Source organism: Chromatium okenii (genome assembly GCF_016583745.1).
GTDB classification, from domain to species: domain Bacteria; phylum Pseudomonadota; class Gammaproteobacteria; order Chromatiales; family Chromatiaceae; genus Chromatium; species Chromatium okenii.
The window spans coordinates 1-24974 of sequence record NZ_NRRQ01000030.1; the positions used below are offsets into that span (position 1 = coordinate 1).

25 protein-coding genes are annotated in these 24974 nt (G+C 51.2%); 9 read left to right on the forward strand and 16 right to left on the reverse strand.

The features are described 5' to 3' along the window. Window positions 1–202 precede the first annotated feature (202 nt). From CKO12_RS11110 to CKO12_RS11130, 5 genes are all read right to left on the reverse strand, one after another. Window positions 203–781 carry an isochorismatase family protein gene (locus tag CKO12_RS11110; protein ID WP_200154816.1) on the reverse strand — a complete coding sequence of 193 codons (579 nt, stop codon included), beginning with the start codon at window positions 779–781 and terminating at the stop codon, window positions 203–205. Window positions 782–1016: 235 nt separating this feature from the next. Continuing rightward, window positions 1017–1757, reverse strand: coding sequence for an acetoacetyl-CoA reductase (gene phbB / locus CKO12_RS11115; RefSeq protein WP_200154817.1), 741 nt, complete (start codon window positions 1755–1757; stop codon window positions 1017–1019). An 82-nt stretch (window positions 1758–1839) separates the two neighbouring features. Then, window positions 1840–2196, reverse strand: a complete 357-nt coding sequence (locus tag CKO12_RS11120) for a phasin family protein (RefSeq protein WP_200154818.1) — start codon at window positions 2194–2196, stop codon at window positions 1840–1842. Window positions 2197–2317: 121 nt separating this feature from the next. Then, window positions 2318–2794: a polyhydroxyalkanoate synthesis repressor PhaR gene (gene phaR / locus CKO12_RS11125; protein ID WP_200154819.1), complete on the reverse strand. Its 477-nt coding sequence runs from the start codon at window positions 2792–2794 to the stop codon at window positions 2318–2320. Window positions 2795–2854: 60 nt separating this feature from the next. Further along, window positions 2855–4051, reverse strand: coding sequence for an acetyl-CoA C-acetyltransferase (locus CKO12_RS11130; protein ID WP_274599920.1), 1197 nt, complete (start codon window positions 4049–4051; stop codon window positions 2855–2857). Window positions 4052–4187: 136 nt separating this feature from the next. Here CKO12_RS11130 and phaE point away from each other — a divergent pair, with 136 nt between their 5' ends. Next, window positions 4188–5237: a class III poly(R)-hydroxyalkanoic acid synthase subunit PhaE gene (gene phaE, locus CKO12_RS11135; RefSeq protein ID WP_200154821.1), complete on the forward strand. Its 1050-nt coding sequence runs from the start codon at window positions 4188–4190 to the stop codon at window positions 5235–5237. 12 nt (window positions 5238–5249) lie between these two features. Beyond that, window positions 5250–6317, forward strand: a complete 1068-nt coding sequence (locus CKO12_RS11140; RefSeq protein WP_200154822.1) for a class III poly(R)-hydroxyalkanoic acid synthase subunit PhaC — start codon at window positions 5250–5252, stop codon at window positions 6315–6317. 87 nt (window positions 6318–6404) lie between these two features. Here CKO12_RS11140 and CKO12_RS11145 read toward each other — a convergent pair whose 3' ends face one another. Continuing rightward, window positions 6405–6956 (reverse strand): OmpH/Skp family outer membrane protein, encoded by a 552-nt coding sequence (locus CKO12_RS11145; protein ID WP_242466309.1) that lies wholly within the window; start codon window positions 6954–6956, stop codon window positions 6405–6407. 136 nt (window positions 6957–7092) lie between these two features. Here CKO12_RS11145 and CKO12_RS11150 point away from each other — a divergent pair, with 136 nt between their 5' ends. After that, window positions 7093–9006 carry a sensor domain-containing diguanylate cyclase gene (locus tag CKO12_RS11150; RefSeq protein WP_200154824.1) on the forward strand — a complete coding sequence of 638 codons (1914 nt, stop codon included), beginning with the start codon at window positions 7093–7095 and terminating at the stop codon, window positions 9004–9006. A 21-nt stretch (window positions 9007–9027) separates the two neighbouring features. Here CKO12_RS11150 and gcvH read toward each other — a convergent pair whose 3' ends face one another. Then, entirely contained in the window at window positions 9028–9420 is a 393-nt protein-coding gene (gene gcvH / locus CKO12_RS11155) for a glycine cleavage system protein GcvH (RefSeq protein ID WP_200154825.1), read from the reverse strand. Window positions 9421–9456: 36 nt separating this feature from the next. Beyond that, window positions 9457–10554 carry a glycine cleavage system aminomethyltransferase GcvT gene (gcvT, locus tag CKO12_RS11160; protein WP_200154826.1) on the reverse strand — a complete coding sequence of 366 codons (1098 nt, stop codon included), beginning with the start codon at window positions 10552–10554 and terminating at the stop codon, window positions 9457–9459. Window positions 10555–10664: 110 nt separating this feature from the next. Between gcvT and queG the strand changes: the two genes are divergently transcribed. Beyond that, the gene (gene queG, locus CKO12_RS11165) at window positions 10665–11741 is read left to right on the forward strand and encodes a tRNA epoxyqueuosine(34) reductase QueG (protein WP_200154827.1); all 1077 of its coding nucleotides are present in this window, start codon (window positions 10665–10667) and stop codon (window positions 11739–11741) included. 30 nt (window positions 11742–11771) lie between these two features. On the opposite strand, the gene CKO12_RS11170 is transcribed toward queG, so the two are convergent. Further along, complete coding sequence (locus CKO12_RS11170) at window positions 11772–12467, reverse strand: DUF3334 family protein (RefSeq protein ID WP_200154828.1); 696 nt, start codon at window positions 12465–12467, stop codon at window positions 11772–11774. A 167-nt stretch (window positions 12468–12634) separates the two neighbouring features. Here CKO12_RS11170 and yrfG point away from each other — a divergent pair, with 167 nt between their 5' ends. Then, window positions 12635–13297 carry a GMP/IMP nucleotidase gene (gene yrfG / locus CKO12_RS11175; RefSeq protein ID WP_200154844.1) on the forward strand — a complete coding sequence of 221 codons (663 nt, stop codon included), beginning with the start codon at window positions 12635–12637 and terminating at the stop codon, window positions 13295–13297. Here the strand turns inward: yrfG and CKO12_RS11180 are convergent. Together CKO12_RS11180 and CKO12_RS11185 are read right to left on the reverse strand one after the other, a co-directional pair. Further along, complete coding sequence (locus CKO12_RS11180) at window positions 13294–13737, reverse strand: tetratricopeptide repeat protein (protein ID WP_200154829.1); 444 nt, start codon at window positions 13735–13737, stop codon at window positions 13294–13296. The two genes, yrfG and CKO12_RS11180, sit on opposite strands and share 4 nt — an antisense overlap. Window positions 13738–13753: 16 nt before the next feature. Beyond that, a complete protein-coding gene (locus CKO12_RS11185; RefSeq protein WP_200154845.1) occupies window positions 13754–14575 on the reverse strand; it encodes an inositol monophosphatase family protein in 822 nt (273 codons plus the stop codon). A 75-nt stretch (window positions 14576–14650) separates the two neighbouring features. Here CKO12_RS11185 and CKO12_RS11190 point away from each other — a divergent pair, with 75 nt between their 5' ends. Genes CKO12_RS11190 through CKO12_RS11200 form a run of 3 tightly spaced genes read left to right on the forward strand, consistent with a single transcriptional unit; the run spans window position 14651 to window position 18566 of the window. Next, entirely contained in the window at window positions 14651–16117 is a 1467-nt protein-coding gene (locus CKO12_RS11190) for a mannose-1-phosphate guanylyltransferase/mannose-6-phosphate isomerase (RefSeq protein ID WP_200154830.1), read from the forward strand. A gap of 38 nt (window positions 16118–16155) precedes the next feature. Then, a complete protein-coding gene (locus CKO12_RS11195; protein ID WP_200154831.1) occupies window positions 16156–17280 on the forward strand; it encodes a ChaN family lipoprotein in 1125 nt (374 codons plus the stop codon). Then, window positions 17277–18566 (forward strand): peptidase U32 family protein, encoded by a 1290-nt coding sequence (locus CKO12_RS11200; RefSeq protein ID WP_207146345.1) that lies wholly within the window; start codon window positions 17277–17279, stop codon window positions 18564–18566. The genes CKO12_RS11195 and CKO12_RS11200 overlap by 4 nt, the downstream gene beginning before the upstream one ends. On the opposite strand, the gene CKO12_RS15265 is transcribed toward CKO12_RS11200, so the two are convergent. The 5 genes from CKO12_RS15265 to CKO12_RS11220 all read right to left on the reverse strand — a co-directional run bounded on the left by CKO12_RS15265 (window position 18537) and on the right by CKO12_RS11220 (window position 24584). Next, complete coding sequence (locus CKO12_RS15265; protein ID WP_338032738.1) at window positions 18537–19007, reverse strand: hypothetical protein; 471 nt, start codon at window positions 19005–19007, stop codon at window positions 18537–18539. The two genes, CKO12_RS11200 and CKO12_RS15265, sit on opposite strands and share 30 nt — an antisense overlap. Beyond that, window positions 19004–19837: an alpha-amylase family glycosyl hydrolase gene (locus CKO12_RS15270; RefSeq protein ID WP_338032739.1), complete on the reverse strand. Its 834-nt coding sequence runs from the start codon at window positions 19835–19837 to the stop codon at window positions 19004–19006. The genes CKO12_RS15265 and CKO12_RS15270 overlap by 4 nt, the downstream gene beginning before the upstream one ends. 268 nt (window positions 19838–20105) lie before the next feature. Next, window positions 20106–22076 (reverse strand): glycogen synthase, encoded by a 1971-nt coding sequence (locus tag CKO12_RS11210; RefSeq protein WP_200154832.1) that lies wholly within the window; start codon window positions 22074–22076, stop codon window positions 20106–20108. A gap of 115 nt (window positions 22077–22191) precedes the next feature. After that, window positions 22192–24030 carry an Hsp70 family protein gene (locus tag CKO12_RS11215; protein WP_200154833.1) on the reverse strand — a complete coding sequence of 613 codons (1839 nt, stop codon included), beginning with the start codon at window positions 24028–24030 and terminating at the stop codon, window positions 22192–22194. Then, the gene (locus CKO12_RS11220) at window positions 24027–24584 is read right to left on the reverse strand and encodes a DUF2760 domain-containing protein (RefSeq protein WP_200154834.1); all 558 of its coding nucleotides are present in this window, start codon (window positions 24582–24584) and stop codon (window positions 24027–24029) included. Before CKO12_RS11220 ends, CKO12_RS11215 begins: the two co-directional genes overlap by 4 nt. Window positions 24585–24749: 165 nt before the next feature. Between CKO12_RS11220 and CKO12_RS11225 the strand changes: the two genes are divergently transcribed. After that, the gene (locus CKO12_RS11225) at window positions 24750–24965 is read left to right on the forward strand and encodes a DUF2934 domain-containing protein (protein WP_242466310.1); all 216 of its coding nucleotides are present in this window, start codon (window positions 24750–24752) and stop codon (window positions 24963–24965) included. Window positions 24966–24974 lie beyond the last annotated feature (9 nt).

Genomic DNA, 24974 nt, shown 5'->3' on the forward strand with positions numbered 1-24974 from the left:
TATACTTAACTGAACTGTCTTCTTCACGTCTTAAGAAATTCAAAAGTTGGTCTTCGTTGCACAGTTTCACTGTCGTAAGCTCCTACATTTTCTCTTATAGTATAGTATGTTTTGCGGATAACTATAACATCTACATGACAGATAACCGACCTGAATGTGAATAACACCAGCCCGCCATTCAGGTCGGGTATTGAATACGCCGCTATTTGAATAGCGACCACACTTCGCGGAATTGCGCGTCGCTGGAATCACCGAGCCATTCAAAACCAACGGATTCCGTACACACGACTTGAATACCGGAATGCCGCATCCGCTCTAAAACATTCGCTTTGTGCGCAGCGTTGCGAGAAATAATCCCATCCGCTGGCACAAATACTTGATAGCCCCAGCGTTGCAAACCAGATACGGTTTGTGCAATACAAATATGCGCTTCCATGCCGACGACAATCAATTGCCGCCGATTGGGTTGCAGTGAAATGTTGCGTTCAAAGCCCGGCGCAGTGCAGCAGGAAAACGCAGTTTTTTCAGTTGGATCAGCGGTCTGCGGTAAATTCGCGTGGATAGTTTCAATAATAGGCCCCAGCCCTTTTGAATAATGCTGGGTCGCAATCACCGGAATACCAAGCGTTTTAGCAGCGGTAATTAAACGGTTAATGTTGTCTACCACCAGCGCCAATTCTTCTGGCTGCATGGCGGCGGCGAGACGTTCTTGCGCGTCAATAATTAACAATTGCGATAAACCGCGTTGGCAGAGCGGCATCTGGGCTTGATGTATCGTCATGTATAAAAGTCCTCCGATTGCTGCGTGTGATGAATGCGTGATTGTGACTGCGCAATCAGTGTGCGCTATACGGTCGCATCGGATCAAGAACGGACGCACTAAAAGTAATCAAACGCGCAAAAAAAAGCCCGGCAGGGTGCCGGGCTAAAGAACGTCTCATGATGAAAGAGACGAGGAGGACACGGAAATAAAATGAGGTGTGGCAGCCGCGCAACGTCAAGCGTCGCGCTGGGTGCTAGTGCATAAACAAACCGCCGTTGACGGGTAAATTTGCGCCGGTGATGTAGGCGCTGTCGTCGCTGGCTAAAAAGGCAATTGCGGCTGCAATTTCAGCCGGTTGCGCCATGCGCCGCATCGGAATCCCGCTGATAATGCTGGCGCGGACGGCGTCATCCATCGCCAAGGTCATCGCAGTGTCGGTGTAGCCCGGCGACACGGTGTTGACGGTCACGCCCTTGGCTGCGCCTTCCTGCGCCAGCGCCATCGTGAAGCCGTGCATTCCCGCTTTCGCAGCGGAATAGTTGGCTTGTCCAAACTGCCCGCGTTGTCCGTTGACGGACGAGATATTGATGATGCGACCAAAACCGCGCTCCAACATGCCTTCCCACGCCGGGCGAGTGACATTGAATACGCTGTTGAGATTGACATCAATTACCGCATTCCACTGCGCAGCTTCCATTTTTCTGAACGTTTTATCGCGGGTAATCCCAGCGCAATTCACTAAAATGTCTAATGTGCCATGTTGCGCGATGATGTCATTCACCATGCGGGTGCTGTCATCAAAAGAGGACACGTCGGCAGCGATAGTCGTAATCGTCAAACCTTCAGCTGCACGAGCAGCTTGCCATTCAGTTGCCGCTGCCGCTTCTGATGGATGACAATTAGCAATCACGGTACAACCGTCTTGCGCCAAACGAATACAAATTGCTGTGCCTAAACCGCCGATTCCGCCGGTTACTAATGCGATACGCGCCATAAAACTTGCCTCCAAATTCTTATTGTTATTGCAGTTAAAGTGTTCAATAAATGTTGTGATCCATCCTTGGATCACCATTCAATTATGCAGCAGGACGCAATTCAGCAGTGAGTTCTGCCGCATTCTTTTCCAGCCAAGCGCGGTAATCATCACGCGCTTCATTCACCAATTGCATGGTGGTTTTACTTTCTGCCATCACCCGCTCACTCAATTCCTTGGTCGCATCAACCTGACCTTGGAAAAATTCGTTATAGCCCTTGGCTTCAGTAGCGAGCTTGGTCAGGCGCAGCGTGTGATCCATATACAGCGTCAGCGCATCCATCTGACGTGCCGCCATTTTTTCAAAAATCCGCACGTTGAGTTCACCCAAACTGGTCAGGCGTTCAACATTTTTGGTGGTCATGTCGGTCACAGCGTTCATGGTCTCGGTGGTCGTCATGGTCAGTTCCTCTAACAGGGATTGTGCAGTGCAACAATGTTGCGATGCACAATAACCAGCTCCAGCGCAGCGGTCAAGCCCTGAGCGCGATTTTTTTTAACGCTCGTTGTCGCCGCTGCGGTCATGCTGGATCATCATCCTTGGGTTTACGTTTTGCCCCAAAACTGAATCCCGCTGCCCGCATAAAATCTTGCTGCAAATCCGCCCACATCTCGACATTTTTCTGCGTCAAACGCGACATCGCTTCAAATGGATTATCCGTCCACGCTTGCGTCATATCTTGCTGTTGTTTAGCGAACAATTCGAGTGACGTTTCCAAATAACGCGCAAACATTCCCTGAAAAGTGCCGCCATAAAAACGAATAATCTGCGCTAACATGTTGGCGCTAAATAACGGCTCGCCGCCGCTTTCTTCTTCCAACATGATTTGCAATAAAATTGCCCGCGTAATATCCGTTTCATTCGCCGTGTCGAGCACTTTAATGGTGATGCCAGTCATCACCAAACTGCGCACATCTGCTACCGTGATATAGCGACTCAATTCGGTGTCATACAGCCGCCGATTAGGATATTTTTTAATTAACCGTTCGCGTTTCATTCTATCCTCATAATGCAAAACCCGCCCAAGGTGGCGGGTCAAAAGAATAGTCGCAATCGCTTAAAAACGCTCCACTGCCAGCGCCACGCCCTGCCCGCCGCCGATGCACAGCGTCGCCAAGCCTTTTTTGGCATCGCGGCGCTGCATTTCATACAGCAACGTGACCAAAATCCGCGCTCCCGACGCGCCAATCGGATGACCGAGCGCAATTGCGCCGCCGTTGACGTTGACCTTGGCTAAATCCCAGCCCAATTCGTGATTGACCGACATTGCCTGCGCCGCAAAGGCCTCATTGGCTTCAATTAAATCCAATTCCGCCGCTGTCCAACCCGCTTTTTCCAAGCATTTGGTAGACGCCGGAATCGGTCCGGTGCCCATCACTGCGGGATCAACGCCGGCGCTGGCAAAGGCCACCAATCGCGCCAGCGGCGTCAAGCCCAACTCCCGTGCTTTGCTTTCCGTCATCACGATCACCAGCGCCGCGCCATCGTTGATGCCCGACGCATTGCCCGCCGTCACCGTGCCATCTTTATCAAACGCCGGGCGCAATTTCGCCAACGTCGCTGCGGTCGTGCTCGGACGCGGAAATTCATCGGTCGCAAACACCAGCGGCTCGCCTTTGCGCTGCGGAATCGTCACCGGAATGATCTCATCGGCAAAGCGTCCGGCATCCAACGCCGCTGCCGTTTTTTGCTGCGACGCCGCCGCAAATTCATCCTGCGCAGCGCGGCTAAACGCATATTGTTTGGCGATATTTTCGGCGGTGACGCCCATGTGATAGTCGTTAAACGCATCCCACAGCCCATCGACGATCATCGTATCTTTCAACTGCCAATCGCCCATCCGCTGCCCATCCCGCGAGCGCGGCAAAACGTGCGCCGACTGGCTCATGCTTTCCTGACCGCCGGCAATCACAATCTCAGCATCGCCGCAGGCGACCGCGTGCCATGCCAACTGCACCGCTTTTAAGCCACTGCCGCAGACTTTATTGATCGTCAGCGCGGGCACCTGCGCAGGTAAACCGGCCTTGAGCGTGGTTTGCCGCGCCGGATTTTGCCCCACGCCCGCCGTCAACACCTGCCCCAAAATCACCTCATCGACCTGTTCTGGTGCAATGCCCGTCCGCGCCAACAGTGCTTTCAGCACGGTTGCGCCCAATTCAGTCGCGGGCAGTGCCGCCAAACTGCCCCCAAAGCTGCCGACGGCGGTGCGCCCAGCGGCGACGATGACGACGGATTCGTTGCTTGCATTCATCATGTAAAAAGTCCTCGGTAATCGTTATGGTGAAAAAACGCAAAAACGGCAATGCAAAACACAATTCTACGCATCTTTGTTGCAGCGCACAAATAGCCGTGCTAACTTTCATTTTAATTTCACAGCGGAGCGCAGACTCGTGGCAAACGACACCTTTTTTAATGACGATTGGCTGGCGCTACAGCGCAGCTATTGGGACAACTGGACGGCGATGAGTCGCAAAGCAATGGGAGTGGAAGGTGCCGCGCCGCTCACCACACCTTGGGAAAATGCGCTGGAGCAATGGTGGAAGGCACTGGCTCCGGCAGCACCTGAGGCGTCGAAAGTGTTTATGGAACGGATGCTCGATCAAGGTAAAACCTTGTTTCAACTCGCAGAATCGTTTGCAACGCCGACTGGCAACGCCAATCCGCTGGCGCTGTGGACTTCCGCTTTGGAAGACCTGCAAGCGCGATTCAGCGGCGCTGCGACCGATCAAAATGGTGCCGCGCAGCGGATGTTATCGTTTTGGGAAATGCCGCTCGACAACTGGCAACGGATGATGTCATCGCTGTCGCCGCTGCCCGGTGATGCGCTGCGCAACATGCCGCACGATCATTTGCAAGATCATCTCAAACGCGCATTAGCAGCACCTGGCTTGGGCTATACGCGTGAAGAGCAAGGGCAATATCAAGAATTAACACGCTGCACCTTGGCATATCAGACAGCATTGCAAGAATACACGGGATTTTATAATCAATTGGGAATGAAATCGCTGCAACGTTTGGGCAGCCATTTTCAATCACTCAGCGATGATAAACCAATTGAATCAGCGCGGGCATTATACGATCACTGGGTCACCTGCTGCGAAGCCGTTTATGCAGAAGAAGTCGCCACACCTGAATACGCAAAAATTCACGGTCATTTAATTAACGCGCAAATGGCGTTGAAAAAACGCATGGCAGTGATGGTGGATGAACAACTCGGCGCTTTGAATATGCCCACGCGCAGCGAATTGCGCACGGTGCAGGATCGGCTGCAAGACACCCGCCGCGACAACAAAAACCTGCAACAACGGCTACATGTGCTGGAAAAACAACTGGCTACGTTGCTTGGTGATGCCGCTCCGAATCCGGCGCTGGCGCTGACCACTGCCGTGCCCGCTGCCGCCAAAGCGTTGCCGCGTCGCAAAAGCCCCCAGCCAGATTGAGGAAATAACACGATGATTTCAATCAACATTCGTCCCGATCAGCTCGCGCAGGAAATGCTTGATTACAGCCGCAAGTTGGGGCAAAGCATGGAAAACCTGCTGAATGCCGAGACCATTGACGAAGGCGTCAGCCCTAAACAGGTGGTTTATCAAGAAGATAAGCTGAAGTTATATCGCTACGACACGCCTGCTGGCGCGACACCGAGCGCAACGCCATTGCTGATTGTGTATGCGTTGGTGAATCGCCCGTATATGACCGACATTCAGGAAGATCGCTCCACAATTAAGGGTTTATTGGCGACCGGTCAGGATGTGTATTTAATTGATTGGGGCTATCCCGATCAGGCAGATCGGGCAATTACGCTGGATGATTATATCAATGGTTATATTGATCGCTGCGTCGAACATCTGCGCGAAGAATTGAACGTTGAGAAAGTCAATTTGCTCGGCATCTGTCAGGGCGGCGCATTCAGTTTAATGTACACCGCTTTGCACCCAGAAAAAGTCAACAATTTAGTCACGATGGTGACGCCAGTTGATTTCAAAACGCCAGACAATTTGCTGTCTGCATGGGTGCAACACGTTGATATTGATCTCGCTGTTGATACGATGGGCAACATTCCGGGTGAATTACTCAATTGGAGTTTTCTCACCCTTAAACCCTACAGTTTAATGGGGCAAAAATACGTCAACATGGTTGATGTATTAGATGATCCAAAAAAAGTGAAGAACTTTTTACGGATGGAGAAATGGATTTTTGATAGCCCCGATCAAGCGGGTGAGACCTTCCGTCAATTCATCAAGGATTTCTATCAACACAACGGGTTTATTAACGGCGGCGTATGGCTCGGCGGTCGTGAAGTTGATTTGCACCAGATCACCTGCCCGGTGCTCAACATTTATGCGCTGCAAGATCATTTAGTGCCGCCAGACGCATCGAAGGCGCTACAGGGTTTGGTGAGCAGCACGGATTATACGGAACTGGCTTTTCCGGGCGGACACATTGGCATTTACGTCAGCGGTAAAGCGCAAAAAGAAGTCACACCTGCAATTGGGAAGTGGTTGAACCAACGCGCTTAACTTGGCAGTTTCTGAGTCATGTCATCTCAGTAACATACAAAAAACCCCAATCACCAGATTGGGGTTTTTTATTCACGCCAGCACCGATTATTTCGTGCGCGTATCCAATTCTTCAATTACCTCAGCGGTAATATCGGCGGCGGGATCAAGATACAACATGCCCGCTTGACCGCGCTCAATCACCAACGCCAGCTTCTTTTTTTTCGCAATTGTATTCACCGCCTCACGCGCTGGAGTGACAATCTCGCGCCCCTTTGTTTGCTGCACCTTCACTAACTCCTGTTGCAACGGTTGCGTTTTTTTCTGATACGCTTCAATCCGCGCCACAATTTGTTTTTCTTGCTTTTCGGCTTGATCTTTACTCATCAAGGCCTTATCACGTTCAAATGCCTGCCGTAATGCTTGAATCTCCTTTTCTTCCTCAGCAAATTGACGGGTTTTAGGTTCAAATTCCTGCCGCAGTTGTTCTTGCAAGCGTTTACCGAGCTTGCTTTGTTCCAACACCTGCTGCATATCAACCACACCAATTCCGGTCGTATTGGCAGCCAGCACGGGTAATGTCATTAACAATGACAAGGTGATCAAAATTAGCAAACGCATCATTAGCGTCACTCCGATGTCAATAGTGAGAGTTAACATGATCATCATGTTATCAAAAAAAGCCCGCGTTAGTCGCGCATAGATTGCCCCCAGCTTCCGTCACAAACATTGATATTTTCAGGTTCTAACACGCTTAAATCATCACAACAATTAAGCAGACGAGGAATGAATCATTATGGGAAAACCAGCGGTTAGTTTACAGCGTCTTATCTATCGCAATTATTTACGCAGCGCCCTTTCGCAAATGCTGGTGATTGAAGTGGTGTTATTGTTACTGTATTTTAGTATCAATAACTACATTTCTGAACGCAACCAAGCAGTGTTATTGCAAGAAGTCACCCACAATCTGCACACGGTTGTATTAAAACAAGCGAAAAGCACCAGTTTACAATTAGAAGAAATTAACCGCTTGGCGCGTATTTTACAACAGGATCACAGCGATTTTTTTACGCATCCAGAACCGTGTTTTTTGCCGCATGGCGAGCCAGAATTGCGCGTACATGACAATGGCGCATATTACAAAGCAACTGATAATGGTGGCGGCAGTCTGTATTACGCGGCTACAACTACCATTGGTGCCGCAGAACAACAGAAAGCACGTTGTAGTGAGCGCATGGATAGCTTATTAAAAGCGATTGTGACCACCAATCCAATGGTAACGCAGGTGTATTTTAATAGTGCTGATGCGATGAATCGGATTTATCCTTTTATGACTGATGCCGCAGAGCGATTTGGTGCCAGTTGGGATGTCAATGATTTAGCATTTTATTTTTTAGCAGATGCGCGTCACAATCCGCAACGGCAACCCGTATGGACAAATGCGTATTTTGATCCGGCCGGACAAGGTTGGGTGATGTCTTGCATTGTGCCTATTTATCGCGGTGATGTACTTGAAGGCGTGAGCGGCATTGATATTACCATTGATAATTTAATTCAAAACATTTTGCAATTAGAACTGTCTTGGAATGCGGGCGCGATATTAGTTGATCAAACTGGCGCTATTTTAGCAATGCCATCTCAAGTTGAGCGTATTTTAGGAATTCAAACCGCGCCAGCATTACAGTATCAAGAACCAATCATCACTACTTTAGTGCCGTCCCAAGAATACCATCTCTTAAAAAGCACCGAGCCGACAATCCGCACACAACTTCAGAGTCTTTTTGATACCGGTCAAGCACTAACCGAATTACATATTGGCGACAATACTTATTTTATGCTGCAAACGGTTGTGCCGGAAACGGGTTGGCGTTTATTGGTATTGGTTGCGCAAGCTGAGGTTTTTGCGCCGATTGATGCCTTACATGCAACCAGTAATCGAATTGGTTATATTGCCATTGGCGTGATGCTTTTATTTTACATGATCTTCTTTGTATTGTTGCTGATCATTGTGCGTCGATTAGCCAATAAAATTGTCACTCCAATTCATTTATTATCAGAAGCGACGGCTGATTTTGAACGGTGGCGACGTTGCAATCATCATGCGCATGAAGTGGGTATTGTTGAACTTGATCGCCTTAATACGAATTTTAATGACATGGTGAATGCTTTAGAACAGCGCACCGATCAATTAGCCACTGCCGAGTCATGCGCACAATTACAGGAAAAGTTAGCAACTACTGATTTATTAACTGAGCTATACAATCGGCGCAAAATTGAAGCAGTACTCAGTGAGATGTTAATGCGCTGTGAGCGTTATGCCGAATCCTGTGGCGTGATTATCTGCGATCTCGATTATTTCAAAGCTGTCAATGATCAACATGGGCATTTAGTTGGCGATCAAGTATTAACAACAGCAGCGCGTTGCTTGAAACACAATGTTCGTCAAACAGATGTTGTTGGACGTTGGGGCGGAGAAGAATTTTTAGTGGTCTGTATTATGGTCGATGCCGCCGCAATTCACATGATTGCTGAAAAGTTGCGGCAAGCACTTGCGACCACTGCTTTTCCGGTTGTTGGACATAAAACTGCAAGTTTTGGTGTGGCATTACATCGCGCCGGCGAAACCCAAACCGCATTATTAGCGCGTGCCGATGAAGCGTTATATGAAGCGAAAAATCACGGACGCAATCGGGTTGCAATTGCGCCATAATTCCAAATGGTTGCCGAGTAATTATCCTTCTTCAGCGACGATTTGTGTATACGCAGCAGCATCAAGTAGCGTATCGAATGCGCCGTTATCTCGCACGCGCAAACGCAAAATCCAGCCCAGATCATACGGGCTGGTATTGATGGCTTCTGGAGTATCGGCAAGCTGCGTATTCGCTGCAATCACCTCGCCAGCCAGTGGCGCATAAATATCAGACGCAGCTTTAACAGATTCCACCACCGCCACCGCTTCATCGCATTCAATTATCCGCCCTAATTCTGGCGTCTCCACAAATACAATATCGCCCAACGCTTCCTGCGCGTGATCGGTAATGCCCACCGTCACTATTCCATCGCCATCATCGCGCACCCATTCGTGCGATTTGGTGTATTTCAATTCAGTTGGTACCGTGCTCATTTTAGAATTTCCAATCCAGTTGTGTTTACAAGTCAATTATAGTTCAATACGACTAACGCCGTTGCGCACGAATGGCGGTTTTACCAGTCGCGCTGCCACCGCTTTACCACGAATGTCTACCGTATAATTCCCATCAATACCGGTTTCAATCCGCGCCAATGCAATTGAACGTTCCAAAGTCGGTGAAAATCCACCCGAAGTGATTTCACCCACCACCACGCCATCGCGCAATACCAATTGATGATCGCGCATAATACCCGCACCAATTAGAATGAAACCCACCAATTCGCGCCGCGCCGGATCAGTGCGCCGCGCCGTCAGCGCCGCCCGCCCAATGAATTCGCGCTCCGCCGGTTGCCACGCCACCGTCCACTCCAGCCCCGCATCAAGCGGCCCGGTCGCGTCATCCATGTCGTGCCCGTACAAATTCATGCCCGCTTCCAGCCGCAACGTATCACGCGCACCGAGTCCACAAGGCTTGACACCAGCCGCTAAAAGTGCTTGCCACAGATCAGAAGCCTGCGCAGCGGGCATCATCAGCTCAAAACCATCCTCGCCGGTGTAGCCGGTGCGCCCGATAAACCATTGTTCTGATTCAAGTTCAGCACTAAAAAAAGGTGCCAACGTCTCTGCTGCTGCGCGGAGCGCCGCCGGCAACAGCGGAAGCGTTTTGGCGCGGGCTTCCGGCCCCTGCACCGCAATCATCGCTAAATCCGGGCGCGATTGAATAGTAACGGCAAATGAACTGCAATGCGCATTTAACCACATCAAATCCTTTTCAGCAGTGCCCGCATTTACCACTAAACGATAGCGTCCATTACAGCGCGAATAAACAATTAAATCATCAACCACCCCGCCTTGTTCATTCAATAAACAACTATACAACGCTTTGCCAGACGCAGTGAGTCGCGCCACATCATTAGCGAGCATATATTGCAAAAAAGCGGTCGCATCTGCACCGTCAATATCAATTGGGCGCATGTGTGATACATCAAACATTCCTGCTTCACGGCGCACTGCATGATGTTCTTCGAGTTGTGATCCATAATGTAATGGCATCTCCCAACCGCCAAAGGGCACCATCCGCGCACCAAGACGTTGATGTTCTAAAAACAACGGTGTGTGTAATCCCATTTTTCGCCTGATTTTTTGAGTAAAAATGTAAGTGCAACTATAAACTTTAATTGCTATCCTGACCAGTGATAATCATCGCATCAATTCAACCTCGCCTGCTTTTTTTACACATGATACTCACCACCACACAAGCGCAGCAACTCGCAACTCAGATTAAATACTGGGGACAACAGCTTGGTTTTCAGCAACTTGGCATTACCGACACCGATTTAACTGTCGCGGAAATGCGTTTGCAACAATGGTTAGCCGCTGGTCAACACGGCACAATGGACTATCTAGCGCGACATGGTACTCGGCGCAGTCGTCCCGCCGAATTAGTGCCCGGAACGCAGCGCGTTATTGTTGCCCGCATGGATTATTTCACTGCACCGTCGCCTGTTAATACACAGAAAACAACGGATTCAATTCACGCTTTTATTGCAAGTTATGCGTTAGGGCGCGATTATCATCGCGTCTTACGGCAACGGTTACAACGCCTTGCCACGCAAATTGAAAGCGCGGTAGGTGCGTTTGGTTATCGCGTCTTTGTTGATTCAGCGCCGGTATTAGAAAAACCACTTGCTGTAAAAGCTGGATTAGGATGGATGGGAAAAAACACAAATCTCATTCATCCGCAAGCGGGATCGTGGTTTTTTCTGGGTGAAATATACACAGATTTACCGCTTCCTATTGATAGCGAAATCCCAAATCATTGTGGAAACTGTCAATCGTGTTTAACACACTGTCCTACTGGAGCAATTATTGCACCATATCAATTGGATGCACGGCGTTGTATTTCTTATCTCACCATTGAATATCGCGGCAGCATTCCGCTAGACTTGCGTCCGTTATTAGGCAATCGCATTTATGGATGTGATGAATGCCAACGCTGTTGTCCTTGGAATCGTTTTGCCACAATAACCGCTGAGGCAGATTTTCAAGTGCGGCATTCACTGAATACTGCCAATTTAATTGAACTATTTGCATGGAATGAGGCGACTTTTTTACAGCGTACTGAAGGTTCAGCAATTCGGCGCATTGGTTATCAACAATGGTTGCGTAATATCGCAGTTGCTTTAGGAAATGTCCCGCCACATCCTGAAATAATCACTGCGCTGTATTCACGGCTTACCGCGTGTGATGATTCCTTGGTGCGTGAGCATATTGAGTGGAGCATTCAACATCTCACGGCGACAGCATCACTCTAATTGCTTACTGTCGCCAATGATAAACGTGAATTATAAACCTAGTTCATCTAACAGTGCTTGTTCAGCAGAAGACAATGGTGATGATTCGGCAGGCTTTAATAATGCGGCATTACTTGCTGCCGTCTTCTGTGCTTGTTCGGCCACGATACGATCAGGATCAGCATCTTCACGCTCGAAGTCATGTAGTTTAATGAAATCGGTTTTATCCATCGCCAATTCCATATAAAAGACATTGCGATTTACGGTATTAAAGGTCACGCGCCGAGCTTGCGGACGATCTAAATTGGTATCAATGCTCACCATGACTTCTTTGTTAATGGTCAACATTTTGGGTTGGTTCTGGTTAATACACACCTGCAATTCGTGCCCGACATTGCCAGTGAAATCACCCACAATCTGGTTCATCAATTCGCCAAGCGTATTGCCGACTTCTTCGGAAGTGTGGCGCGTCGCTAATTCAGATTCTGGCATTCCCATTGACATCATATAGGCGCGATATAATTCTAATGCTGAAGTCCCTGAGAAATTCATAATGACCAAGCCAGAAAAGCCGCCATCAAATAACACAAAGCAGCCAATATCTGGACGTAAACAGGTTCGGGTAATACGTTGTACCATTGCCGAATAAGTCACCTGAGTTTTGGTGGCAGCAGTCAGCACCTTGCGCACGGAATTACACAGCATTACCAAAATGTCATCAGTTGTGATGGTTTTAACTTTTGTCACTGGTGTTGTTCTCCAGAGTGAAATTGCTTACTTTAAGAATTTAGCGTTGCTATCGGATTGATTCCGCACAACGCTAACGTTTGTTCACGACGTAATGATTGATCGCTCGGTGGTGCGCATTAACCCTCATTGATACGCGATATTTTAGATTGGATGATACAACTATGATGCACAACTGGCAGCAGTTTGATAGCGTTTTTTTAGATTTAGATGGCACGTTACTTGATCTGCATTTTGATAATCATTTTTGGTTGGAGCATGTGCCGTTGCGCTATGCAGAAAAATATCATTTACCGCTGGCAGTTGCAAAAACTGAATTACTGACGCGCTATCGGGCGATTGCCGGCACTCTCAATTGGTATTGTGTGGAGCATTGGAGCCGAGAATTGGATTTGGACATTGTGGAATTAAAGCGAGAAGTCGCGCATTTAATTGCAGTGCATCCGCATGTGATCGACTTTTTACAGGCACTGAGTCGGTTGGGTAAACGTCGCGTATTGGTCACTAATGCACATCGTCAACCGTTGGCTTTGAAATTGGAACGCACGGGATTAACTGGCTATTTTGAGCGCATTTTTTCTGCGCATGATCTCGGCATCGCTAAAGAAGAACCCGCTTTTTGGTCACAGTTACAACTGCTGGAACCTTTTAATCCGCAGCGCACGTTGTTTATTGATGACAATCTCGATGTATTACACGCTGCCCGCGCCTTTGGTTTGCAAAACGTCATTGCGGTGGTGAAACCTGATTCTACCGCGCCCAGTCGCACCGCTGAATCCTTCATCGCTATTGATGATTTTTCGGCGTTATTACCGCTGCCATTGCCTTAACGTTCCTCAAAACCAGCCAGCCGATATAACCGGTTGGCTTCTTCTAGGTTTTTTTCTACGCCCAAACCTTGTTCATACATCATCGCTAACGTGGTGAGCGATCCAATTAAGCCTTGATCCGCTGCGCGGCGGAACCATTCAATCGCTTTTCTGGGATTTTTATCGGTGCATTCACCTTGCATGTACATAAAAGCAAGTCCATGTTGGGCGACGCTTAATCCCGCAGTAGCGGCTGCTTTCATATAGCTGAAGGCTAATAACGGGTTGGGCAGCATTCCCAGTCCATTTTGCGCCATGATGGCCATGCGATATTGCGCATCTACATTGCCGCATTCTGCTAATGGTGCGAGCAATCCGGTTGCGCGTGAAAACTGTTTTGATTCAAATGCGGCAATACCGCTACCCAATGTCATCTCTAATTCTTCTTGTTCACGACTCATCGTGCAGTCCTCCATTTTATGTCATCGTGCGCTTTGGTAATTGTACAAAGTCTAGCCAGAGATTAAACAGTTCCGTATTCGCTGCTGCAATGGCGAATTGTGGCGTTAAAGTGAGTGGCGACGTTGGTATGCAATCATCAGGATCATAATGCTGCACAATTGCGCCCGCTTCTTCTGCAATTAAACGTCCAGCGGCGTAATCCCATAAACGCTGCCCGCCGTGTAAATACAATTGATAACGTCCACTCGCCAGCCAACACCAATCTAATGCCACTGAACCAAGATTGCGTTGGGAGCGAAAACCGCCGGGACGAAAGAGCGCCGCCAAGTGCGCTGCCGGTAAGCGTTTGAGATCAATCATCGCTAAACAATCGCTCAAGGCGTTGCCGATGGCGTGGACGCGCAGCGGTTCGCCGTTGCACCACGCGCCCTGCCCGCGTGCGGCGCAAAAACATTCATCGCGCACCGGATCGAGAATCACGCCGTGCGTGATCTGACCGGCGTCGAGCAGCGCCAGCGAGATCGAAAAATAGGGGAAACCGGCGGCGTAATTGCTGGTGCCATCGAGCGGATCGAGAATCCACAGTCGCGGCGCATTTCCGTCCAACAACCGCTGCTGCTCGGTCGCCGTCATTTCCTCGCCGAGCAGCGGAATCTCAGGAAATACCAGCGCCAGCGCGGCGGTGAGATGCGCTTGGATCGCCAGATCAGTTGCCGTCACCAGACTGCCGTCCGGCTTGGCTTCAGCGCGAATTTCCTGCCAGCGCGGGAGCAATTCAGTGGTCGCCGTCGTGCGCAGCAATTGTGTGAGCAAGCGAAGTTTGGCGTTCACGCGCATTGCTCCCATGTTTGACCCTGACCGAACGCGGTTGCTCTAATCATTACATCTTCTTTCAACGCGGATTACCTCGTCATGTCTGTGCAACCTGTCATTCTCTCCGGCGGAGCCGGCACCCGCTTGTGGCCGCTGTCCCGCGAAGCCTATCCCAAACAATTTCTGCCGCTGACGAGCGCATTCACCATGCTGCAAGAAACGGTGCAGCGGCTCGCTGGTTTAGAAGCGGAACATCCGCGAGCGGCGTTGGCGGTACTCGCGCCGATTGTGGTGTGCAACGAGGCGCATCGCTTTTTAGTCGCCGAACAATTGCGGAACATCGCGCAGCCGCCAGCGGTCATCGTGTTGGAATCGGTGGGGCGCAACACCGCGCCAGCGTTGACAGTGGCGGCGCTGGCGGCACTCCGCAACGGCGCTGATCCGATCCTGTTGGTGATGCCAGCGGATCATACCATCCGCGATGCGCCGGGTTTTCGGGCGGCGGTGGCGGACGCCGTTCACGTTGCCCGCACCGGCGCAGTAGTCACCTTTGGCATCGTGCCCACCCAGCCCGAAACGGGTTATGGCTACATCCGCCAAGGCGCGGCATATCCGCTGGCGGGTTTGACGGGCGCGGCTTTTCAACTGGCGCAATTTGTGGAAAAACCCGATGCCGCAACAGCACAAACGTATCTTGCCGCCGGTGATTATCTGTGGAACAGCGGGATTTTTGTGTTACAGGCATCGCGCTGGCTGGCGCTGATTGCGCAGTGTCGTGACGATTTGGCGCAAGCGGCGACCGCTGCGTTTACGCAGGCGACGGTTGATGGTGATTTTTTGCGGCTGAATGCGAGCGCGTTCGCTACTTGTCCCAGCGATTCAATTGATTACGCGGTGATGGAGCATTTGACCGACGGCACGTTGACGACACCAGCGGTGGTGATTCCGCTCGCTGTGGGCTGGTCAGATGTCGGCGCGTGGTCGGCGCTGTGGGAAGTGCGCGAGCACGACGCAGCCGGCAACGTCGTGAGCGGTGACGCCTTCGTCCACGCCGCACACAACAATCTGGTGCTCGCGCAGCAGCGCATGGTGGCCGTGATTGGCGTGGATGATTTGATCGTGGTGGAAACGCCGGACGCGGTGTTGGTGACGACCAAAACCAAGGCGCAGGATGTCAAGGCGGTGACGCAATTTTTGCAGCAACAACAGCGAGATGAACATCGCCATCATCAGCAAGTGCATCGTCCGTGGGGTTCCTACGAAGCGATTGGGCACGGCGCTCGTTATCAAGTGAAGCGGCTTGTGGTGCAGCCCGGCGAGTCGTTATCGCTGCAAATGCACCATCATCGTGCAGAACATTGGGTGGTGGTGTCGGGAACGGCGCGAGTGACCTGTGATGAACGGACGTTTTTACTCACAGAAAATCAATCAACCTATATTCCGGTTGGCTCAACGCATCGTTTAGAAAATCCAGGGTGTATTACTTTAGAACTGATTGAAGTGCAATCAGGCAGTTATCTCGATGAAGATGATATTGTGCGTTTTGAAGATCGCTATCATCGCTAAATGATTCCACCATCACCGCAATTGAAGGAGCACCCATCATGTTGAGTTCACTGCGCTTCATCGTTATCGGCTTGCTGTTTTATTCTGCAACTGTGGCAGCATCAGCACCAACAACTGTACCGATCATGGCGCTTGATGTCACCCAATTAGCCACCATCAATCAATTATTAGATCGTATCGCCGAGCGGCGCGTGATCTTTATTGGTGAACACCATGATCGTTATGAAGATCATCTCACGCAATTAGCGATCATTGCAGGCTTGCACCAGCGCGGCAAATCAATAGTGATTGGCATGGAGTTTTTTCAACAACCTTTTCAGGCGGCGCTCGATGCGTTTATTGCCGGAGAGATTGATGAGTTGGAATTATTGCGCCGTACTGAATACTTTGACCGCTGGCGCTATGATTACCGGATGTATCGACCAATATTACAATTTGCCCGCCAATATCGTATTCCTCTCATTGCGCTAAATATCGCTTCTGAATTCACCGCAAAAGTCGGCGCGGGCGGTTTGCAGAGCTTGACTGATGCGGAGCGGGCGCAGATTCCGGCGGAGTTTGAGCGCCACGATCCGGCATATCGGCAGCGGCTGGAGACGATTTTTAAGCAGCATCCCAACACGCAACAACATGAATTTGAACATTTTTTAGAGGCGCAACTGCTGTGGGATGAAGGCATGGCGGCTCGCACGGCGCAGGCGTTGACCGATTTTCCCGACCGCACCGTGATCGTGTTGGCGGGCGCGGGGCATCTCGAATATGGCCAAGGCATCCCCAAACGGGTGACGCGCCGGCAGCCGGTTTCGACCGCGATTCTGCTCAACGGCAACGGACGGCGTCCCGATCCGACGGTCGCCGACTTTTTGCTGTACCCGCAACCCCTTGAATTAACAGGGGCTGGCGTGCTCGGCGTACAGCTCGACCCCAGCACCAGCGGCGGCATGTTGGTCAAAGCCTTCGCTGAAACGAGCGGCGCACAGGTGGCAGGCATGGCGCTTGGCGACCGCATTATTCGTGTTGGCGCGATGCCCATCGTCAGTTATGCCGACATTCGGATCGCGCTGCTTGACCAAGCGCCGGGGCAGCGGGTGGCAGTCGAAATCGAACGCCAGCGCCTGCTGGGAACGCCGGAACGCTTGATTTTACAGGTAGAATTGCGTTGAACCCGCCCCGCCAACCGGAATTGCTCGCCCCCGCTGGCACCTTGCGTAACCAGCGTTATGCCTTCGCTTATGGCGCGGATGCCGTTTATGCAGGTTTGCCGCGCTATAGTTTGCGCGTGCGCAATAATGATTTTAATGCGGAAACGCTGGCGCTTGGAATTGCAGAAGCTCATGCGCAAGGAAAACGCTTTTATTTAGCCACCAATCTCATGCCGCATGGCGCAAAATTGCGCACTGTTATTCAAGATTTAGCGCCAATTATTGCGCTACATCCTGATGCGCTCATTGTCGCTGACCCGGGTTTATTATTATTGATCCGCGAGCAGTGGCCAGAACAAACGCTGCATCTTTCTGTGCAAGCAAATACCTTAAATGCAGCAGCCGTGCGTTTTTGGGCATTACAAGGTGTGCAGCGCGTTATTCTGTCACGAGAATTATCGTTAAATGAAATTGCTGAAATTCGCGCTGCTTGTCCAGAGACTGAATTGGAGGTATTTATTCATGGTGCGCTCTGCATCGCCTATTCTGGGCGCTGCTTATTATCGGGCTATTTTAATCATCGTGATGCCAATCAAGGTAGTTGCACCAATTCTTGTCGTTGGCAATACCGCTTGGGAAGTGAATTAGAGCAGAATCGTCATCCGGCTGCTGAAACGCAATATGTTCTCGAAGAAGGAAAACGCAGCGGTGAATTCATGCCCGTTTTTGAAGATGAGCACGGCACCTATATTCTCAATTCGCGGGATTTGCAGGCCGTCGCGCACATCGCGCAATTCGTCGCCCTTGGAATTGATTGTCTAAAAATAGAAGGGCGCACGAAATCGCATTATTACGTCGCTCGCACGACGCAGGTATATCGCGCTGCGCTTGATGATGCGATTGCGGGACGTCCTTATCGTCCCGAATTGCTCACCGCCTTAGAAGGATTAGCCAATCGCGGTTATACTGAAGGGTTTTATCGCCGTCACGCGCCGCAAGAATTACAAAATTATGCAGATGGTGCGTCACGCAATCAGCGCCAAATTTTTGTTGGTGAAGTGAGCAGCGTTGCTGCCAATCATTGGGCAGAAATCACAGTGAAAAACCAATTTGCCGTTGGTGATGAATTAGAACTCATTACGCCAAACGGCAATTGGTTATTTCAATTAACGGCGATGACAACCGTAGATGGAGAAGCACTTTCTATTGCTCCCGGCGCAGGCTGGCAGGTGCGCATTCCATTACCAACTGCCGCCGTGGTGAATGCCTTCAGCTTATTAACGCGCACTCTCACGACTGCTGGCTAATTGTGTTGCTGCCGCCGTCGCAGTTTGCGTGACCAAAATGCGCCCCATGCCCGGCGCTAATTCAAACTCAAATGGCGTTGGTAAATAATCCATTGGCCATTCTGGCGACACATCTAACAGCGGCATTGCCGTGTGCAAATGACGATATAAATCATTGACGCGCAGATATTGCCGATTCCAAGGGTCTTTATTGATGGCCAATAACGCTTCTCCCTTGCTCATCGGATCGCGTTTATGCAACAACAAGATCGCTGCATTGTCCGTTTCAATACGCTGAATTTCACCCTCGCTGCGAAAAACCGGATAGGTTTGTTTAATCTGGTTAATCTGGGCGATGAAATGGGTTAAATCCACATTGGGCGCTTCCCATTGTTCTGGACGAGTATTCACAACATCCAAACGACTGCGAAATCCGTATTCAAAACCGATGGGAATCATCACGCCAGTGGCAAATAGCGCCGCTGGAGCAGATGTGGATTGCCGCCAGATTCACTAAATAAACGTTCGGTATCGTGGCTTTCTGGAAAGCTAATAGATGGCACCACTTGTCGCGTCGAATTGTATTGATCCAGCAGCCAATCGCCACTGAAATCCCACCATTTTGAACTATTAAAAATCGCATCAAAACCAGCAGCCGCCGTATTCTTGGTTTGTTCTGGTGAACAGCCCAAGGTTTCCGCAATAAATACGGTGTCGGGGTGCAATTGACGTACCCGTCGAATGAGTTCAGCCCATACCGAATTGGGTAATTGATAAGCAGCGTCGCAACGAAACCCGCGAAAGCCTAAACTCACTAAATACAACACTAATTCAATGCAGTATTCTAGTAGTTCAACGCGAGCTGGGGAATGCGCGTGATCAAATTGCGCTAAATCGTACCAAATGATTTTACTGCCATCTGCTTCGAGGCAGAAGGGATTGGCAATTTTTTTGCCTTCATGCAGAAACCAGTCGGGATGTTCTTTTAATAACACGGAATCAACCGCGCAGTGATTGATGACTAAATCAATCATCATTGACAAGCCATGCGCTTCGGCTTGCGCCACCATTGCCTGCACCTGTTCTTTGGGAGAAGTCTGGGCAGTTTGGTTGAGGAAATCCTTATTGATGACAAAATAATCCGCAATAGAATACAGGCTGCCGGAGCGTCCAGTTTTCTGAATTGGATTGACGAATACCCAATCAAATCCCATTGCCGCTGCGCGTGCTAAATGCGGTTCCCAATTTTCAAACTTTCCCGCCAAGCGTGGGAATAGATTATAGATATTCATGTTGCAGATAAATCCTTGCCGAAGGTGACGGCGCTGGTGACGAGTGATTGCCGCTTTTCATGGAAAAACCGATTTTTCGTCAATTGAGGAACAAATAAGGTGAGGAGAAATTTCAATCTGAGCCAGAAATCAAATGCTGAAAAGAAACGAGATAATTTTATTGGTTATCTCGTTTCTTCGTGTTAATTGTGGTGGTCAGTGTTGCGTCAACGTGGCGGCAACGAGTGTCGCCACATTGAGATGCAATATCTTTGCAACTTTCGTGTTTTCACACATCGCGGATGTAATCGTAGATATTCAAATAATCCTGCCCCGGCACATTCCACGAATAATCAGAACGCATTGCGTTTTTCATTAACTCGCGGAAATGATCGGGATGATGATGATAACAAGCAATGGCGCGACCAAGTGCGGATTCAAGCCCCGGATTATCATAATCTTGGAACACATAACCATTGCGAACGTGCAGCGGACGATCCGAAAAATCTTTATCAAATACGGTATCCGCCAAGCCGCCAATAGCGCGAACTACCGGAATGGTGCCATAACGCAGCGCGATCAATTGGGTTAAACCGCAGGGTTCAAAACGACTCGGCACCAACATCATATCTGCGCCCGCATAAATTAAATGCGATAAATCTTCATCAAACCCAATTTCTAAATGACAATCTGGGCTGTCATTGAGCATCCGTTTGAGATTCCAAAAATCGCTATTGATGCGATCATCCGGGCTGGAGCCTAATAATACGAACTGCGCTCCGCGCTCCAATGTGTAAAAAATCGCATGACGAACTAATTCTAAACCCTTCTGCGGATCAAGACGCCCAATAAAAGCAACAATCGGCTTGTCATTGTCAGACAACATCAATCGCTGCCGCAGTGCCCGTTTGTTATCGTATTTGCCTTCAACGGTTTCTATGCCATAACGCACGGGAATTTGGCGATCTACTTCAGGATTCCACACATCATAATCAATGCCGTTGACCACGCCACCGTATTTAATATGGTGGGTGTGCAAGGTGGACTCTAAACCAAAACCCTGTCCTTGATCTTTGGTTTCAAACGCATAACGCGGTGATACGGTGGTCACAAAATTGGCATATACAATGCCGCCTTTCAGCAAATTGAGCGCCTTGGGATGACGATTATCTGCCATCCGAGTCGGATCAAAAAACCGCTCAGGACGATGTAAACCAGTGGCATGTAAAATCTCAACTCCGGTGACGCCTTGATGCGCAAAATTATGAATCGTCAAACAGACACGCGGATGAATCATGCCCATTGCTTGATAGAATTCATACAGGAAAATCGGCACGAGCGCAGTTTGCCAATCGTGGCAATGAATGATGTCGGGATGTTTGCCGGATTTCCATAAGAATTCCATTGCAGCGCGAGAAAAGAACGCATAACGCAAAACGTCATCTTTGAATCCGTAAATGCTGCCGCGATTAAAGAAGTTGTCTTGTGAATGCGGTTCAATAAAAAAGCATTTGCGGTCGTGAACAAAACCAAAAAAGACGGTGCAATGAATCGCGCCATCGTACCAAGGCACCCATAAATCTTTATAAACCTCCTGCATTTCAAAAATCTGGTCATAACGCATGGAGGCGTATTTGGGCAAAATAATTTCAACGTGATTGCCACGAATTGCTAATTCCCGACTGAGGCCAAATACCACGTCACCTAAACCGCCCACTTTCGCCACTGCCGCTAATTCCGGCGTGATGTGGACGATAAACAAGCTCGGGCGCGGCGGCACGGCGGGTTCAATCACCATCGGCAGCGCGGGTTCTGGCTGCGGTTCTGGCACAGCGACCGGCTCCGGCGCGATTTCCACCACTTCAACTGGCGCAACCTCAAGCACGGCAACTGGCTCCGGCACGATCTCGGCAGCAACCGGCGCAGGTTCTGGCATTTCGACTGGCGCAGCGTCAATCACGACGACCGGCTCCGGCGTGATCTCGGCAGCAAGTGGCGCGATTTCCACCACTGCGACTGGCGCAGCGTCGATCACGGCAACTGGCTCCGGTGCGATCTCCACCACTTCCGGCGCAGGTTCTGATGCTTTGGATTTAGCAGTTGATTTGATAGATGTTTTCTTTTTAGCTGGTGCTGCCGCAACCGCTGGCGTCTCCATTGGCGGCGCGGTCACTGCCGACGATGTCATTGGCACAGTGGCGGGATCGATCCGCGTGGAGGTCGTCGGTGCTGATTTTGATCCGGTGGGCTTTTTGGGCATGGTCACGAGTCCTAACGCTGTTTATCCGTGAAAATCACTGAAATGATGCTGCGGTTTCTGCGCCCGCAGCCGTCGTTTTTCCTGTTATTCGCCGCTCACTGCGAGCAGATAACGTCTAGCGACCTCGCGTATGAAACGCGACATTCCATCGCTCGTCGGTCGCTTCTACCGGAATTGCCGTCAATTCCAAGGTTCCCACTTCCGTCACTGCCGCTTGCAGGCGCACTGCGACCACTTCGCCCTGTTTGCGCGTTTGCGCCGGCAAGGTGGTTTGAATGTCGTCCATGTCAGCGAGTTCATCCGCTGCCCACGTTTCCAACAAATCGCCCACTTGATCGTCGTGGCGGACGCTGGAACCAAAGAAGCGAAACCGCACCGGCTCACCAACAATCAAGCCGAATTCTTGCGGCGGCGTGACCGGCGGCGAGCCTTCCTCCAAACCAAATGGCACCACACAGAGCGCCTGAAGTTCTGGCTCCATGCCCGGAATGGCGGGCATCGCGCTTTCCACGCCGACGTAATAACTGTGCGACGTGCCGCCGCGAATCCGCACGCCGCCATGTCGCCGAACGTGCGCATGAAATGCAGCACCCCGCGCCACCGCTAAATCTAAATCTTGCGCCGCCAACAACCGCGCTGGCGGTGCCGACTCGTCAGTTAGCCACTGATTGAGCACTTCCAGCACTCGCGTTTGCAGCGCCGCCGCTTTGAACACGCCGCCGTTAAACAAAATCGCGGTCGGATGCAAAAAGCTCGCACCCGCTGCTGGCGCGACAAACCCGCTCAGATCATCCGTTGCGCCGGTTTGCCGTCCCAAAAATGCGGCGAGATGGCGCGTGACCGCTGGGTCTTGCGCATACGGCAAACCCACTTTGGTCAGCGCCCCTCGCGGACGGCTGAGTGGACGGGCGCTGGCAGCAACGCTCGGAAAAAAGCCTTCAATCAAACTGGTTTCAATCTCAGCGCGGGTCAGCTCGGTGCGAATGCTGCCGCCAATCAACCGCGAGCCGCGACTCGGCACCACCACCGGCACCCGCTCCAAAGTCGCATCCGCCAGCAGCGTTTCTTTTGCCTGCCGACAGCCGTGCGTGAGCGCCTGCACCTGCCAGCGATCCAATTCCACGCCGCTCTGCGCCAGCTTGGTTTTTAATAAATACGCCAGCGCCAAATCCATATTGTCGCCGCCGAGCAGAATGTGCTCACCGACGGCGACGCGCACCAATTCCAACGCGCCCTCGTGTTCAGTGACAGCGATCAGCGACAAGTCAGTAGTGCCGCCGCCGACATCGACCACCAAAATCACATCGCCGACCTGCACCTGCTGCCGCCAACTGCCTTGGCTGTCATTCACCCAGCTATACAGCGCTGCCTGCGGTTCCTCCAGCAACACCAGATGTTCAATACCGATGGCGCGAGCGGCTTCGGCGGTTAATTCTCGCGCTGCCGGATCAAACGACGCCGGCACCGTCACCGTTACTGCTTGCTGATGCAGCGGGGCGTAAGGATGCAGCCCATTCCACGCATTGCGCAGATGGGTGAGGAATTGCACGCTGGCATCAAACGGCGACAGTTGGGGGATTTCCGCCGGAGCGCCAGCCGGTAAACAGGGCGCTTTGCGATCCAGATCGGGATGACAGAGCCAACTTTTGGCGCTCGCCACCAGTCGAATCGGCGTCATCGTGCCCTGATGCCGCGCCAGCTCGCCGCCGATGCGGGCGGTGTCATGCTGCCAAGGTAAACCCAGATCACCAGCGCGGAATTCATCGGCGTGAGGCAGATATAAAAAAGAGGGCAGCAGCGGACGCGCTTCCACCGCGCCGGGAGCGACGAGCTGTGGAATCAACAGCAACGCCTGCACGATCTGCTCGCCAACACTTTGCTCAGAATCGACGTAAGACAGGGCGCAGTGCGTGGTGCCCAAGTCAATGCCAACGGCGTAACGGGGCGTTTTCACAGCTCCACCTCCGCTGCCGCCAAGATGCGCAGATCGTGGCTGCTGGTCAGTTGCGGTAAACGGCTGGCGCGAACTTGCCAACCGCGATGGCGCAAGGTGCCGGTAAATGGCGGCTCACCGAGCACCTGTCCGGTCGGGCGCACGGCGGCGGCGTCAAATCCCCGTTCCAACGTGATGCGGCTGCCTTCGGGTTCCTCGCGCACGGGCGTGATCGTTAGATAATCGCGCAGCACCCGTTGGCAGCCTTGATGCACCACGCGAGCGGCCGCACCGACTTCTTGATCTGAATACTGCTGGAGTTCTTCGTGCAGAAAATCGACTAACCGCCCTTCGCGCTGGAATAAACCCAACAATAACAACGCGGCATCCGGTGCGGCTTCTGCCAACGGCGCGGCGGCAGCGAGCGGAGATGATGCTGCTGGCGCTGGCGCGGTGGCGTCAGTGGTTGCTAACTGGGCGACGGCGTGGGCAAATTCGGGGTCTTTGAAAATGCGACGGAAGCTGCCAAAGGCGATCACTGTCCTCCGCAATACGGATGGCAATGCTGATGTCATGGGGAGAAATCCTGCGCTGGGGTTTGATTCACAAAGCTGCGGGTGACGCGGCGGGAGTCGGGCGGCGATACGCTGACCTGCGCCGTGAAAAGCGCGATTATACGGCGCTTTCGAGACCCTTGAGTGATTGCGGGTCTGATGATTGCATTGGAGCAGATGACAGAGATGGCTGAGAAAATTGATCCTCCCAGCGTTGAGCAACGTCAAGCGATGATTGCGTTGGCGGCGTATTACTTGGCAGAACAGCGGGATTTTGCGCCCGGCGCAGCGGAGGTGGATTGGTTGCAAGCGGAGCAGGTGATTGATGCGTTGATTGCCAAGCAACAGATCGGTCGCACCACGCCGCCGGAGCACATTCGCAATGCGCTGAAGTTCGCTTGAGCTGGCGCG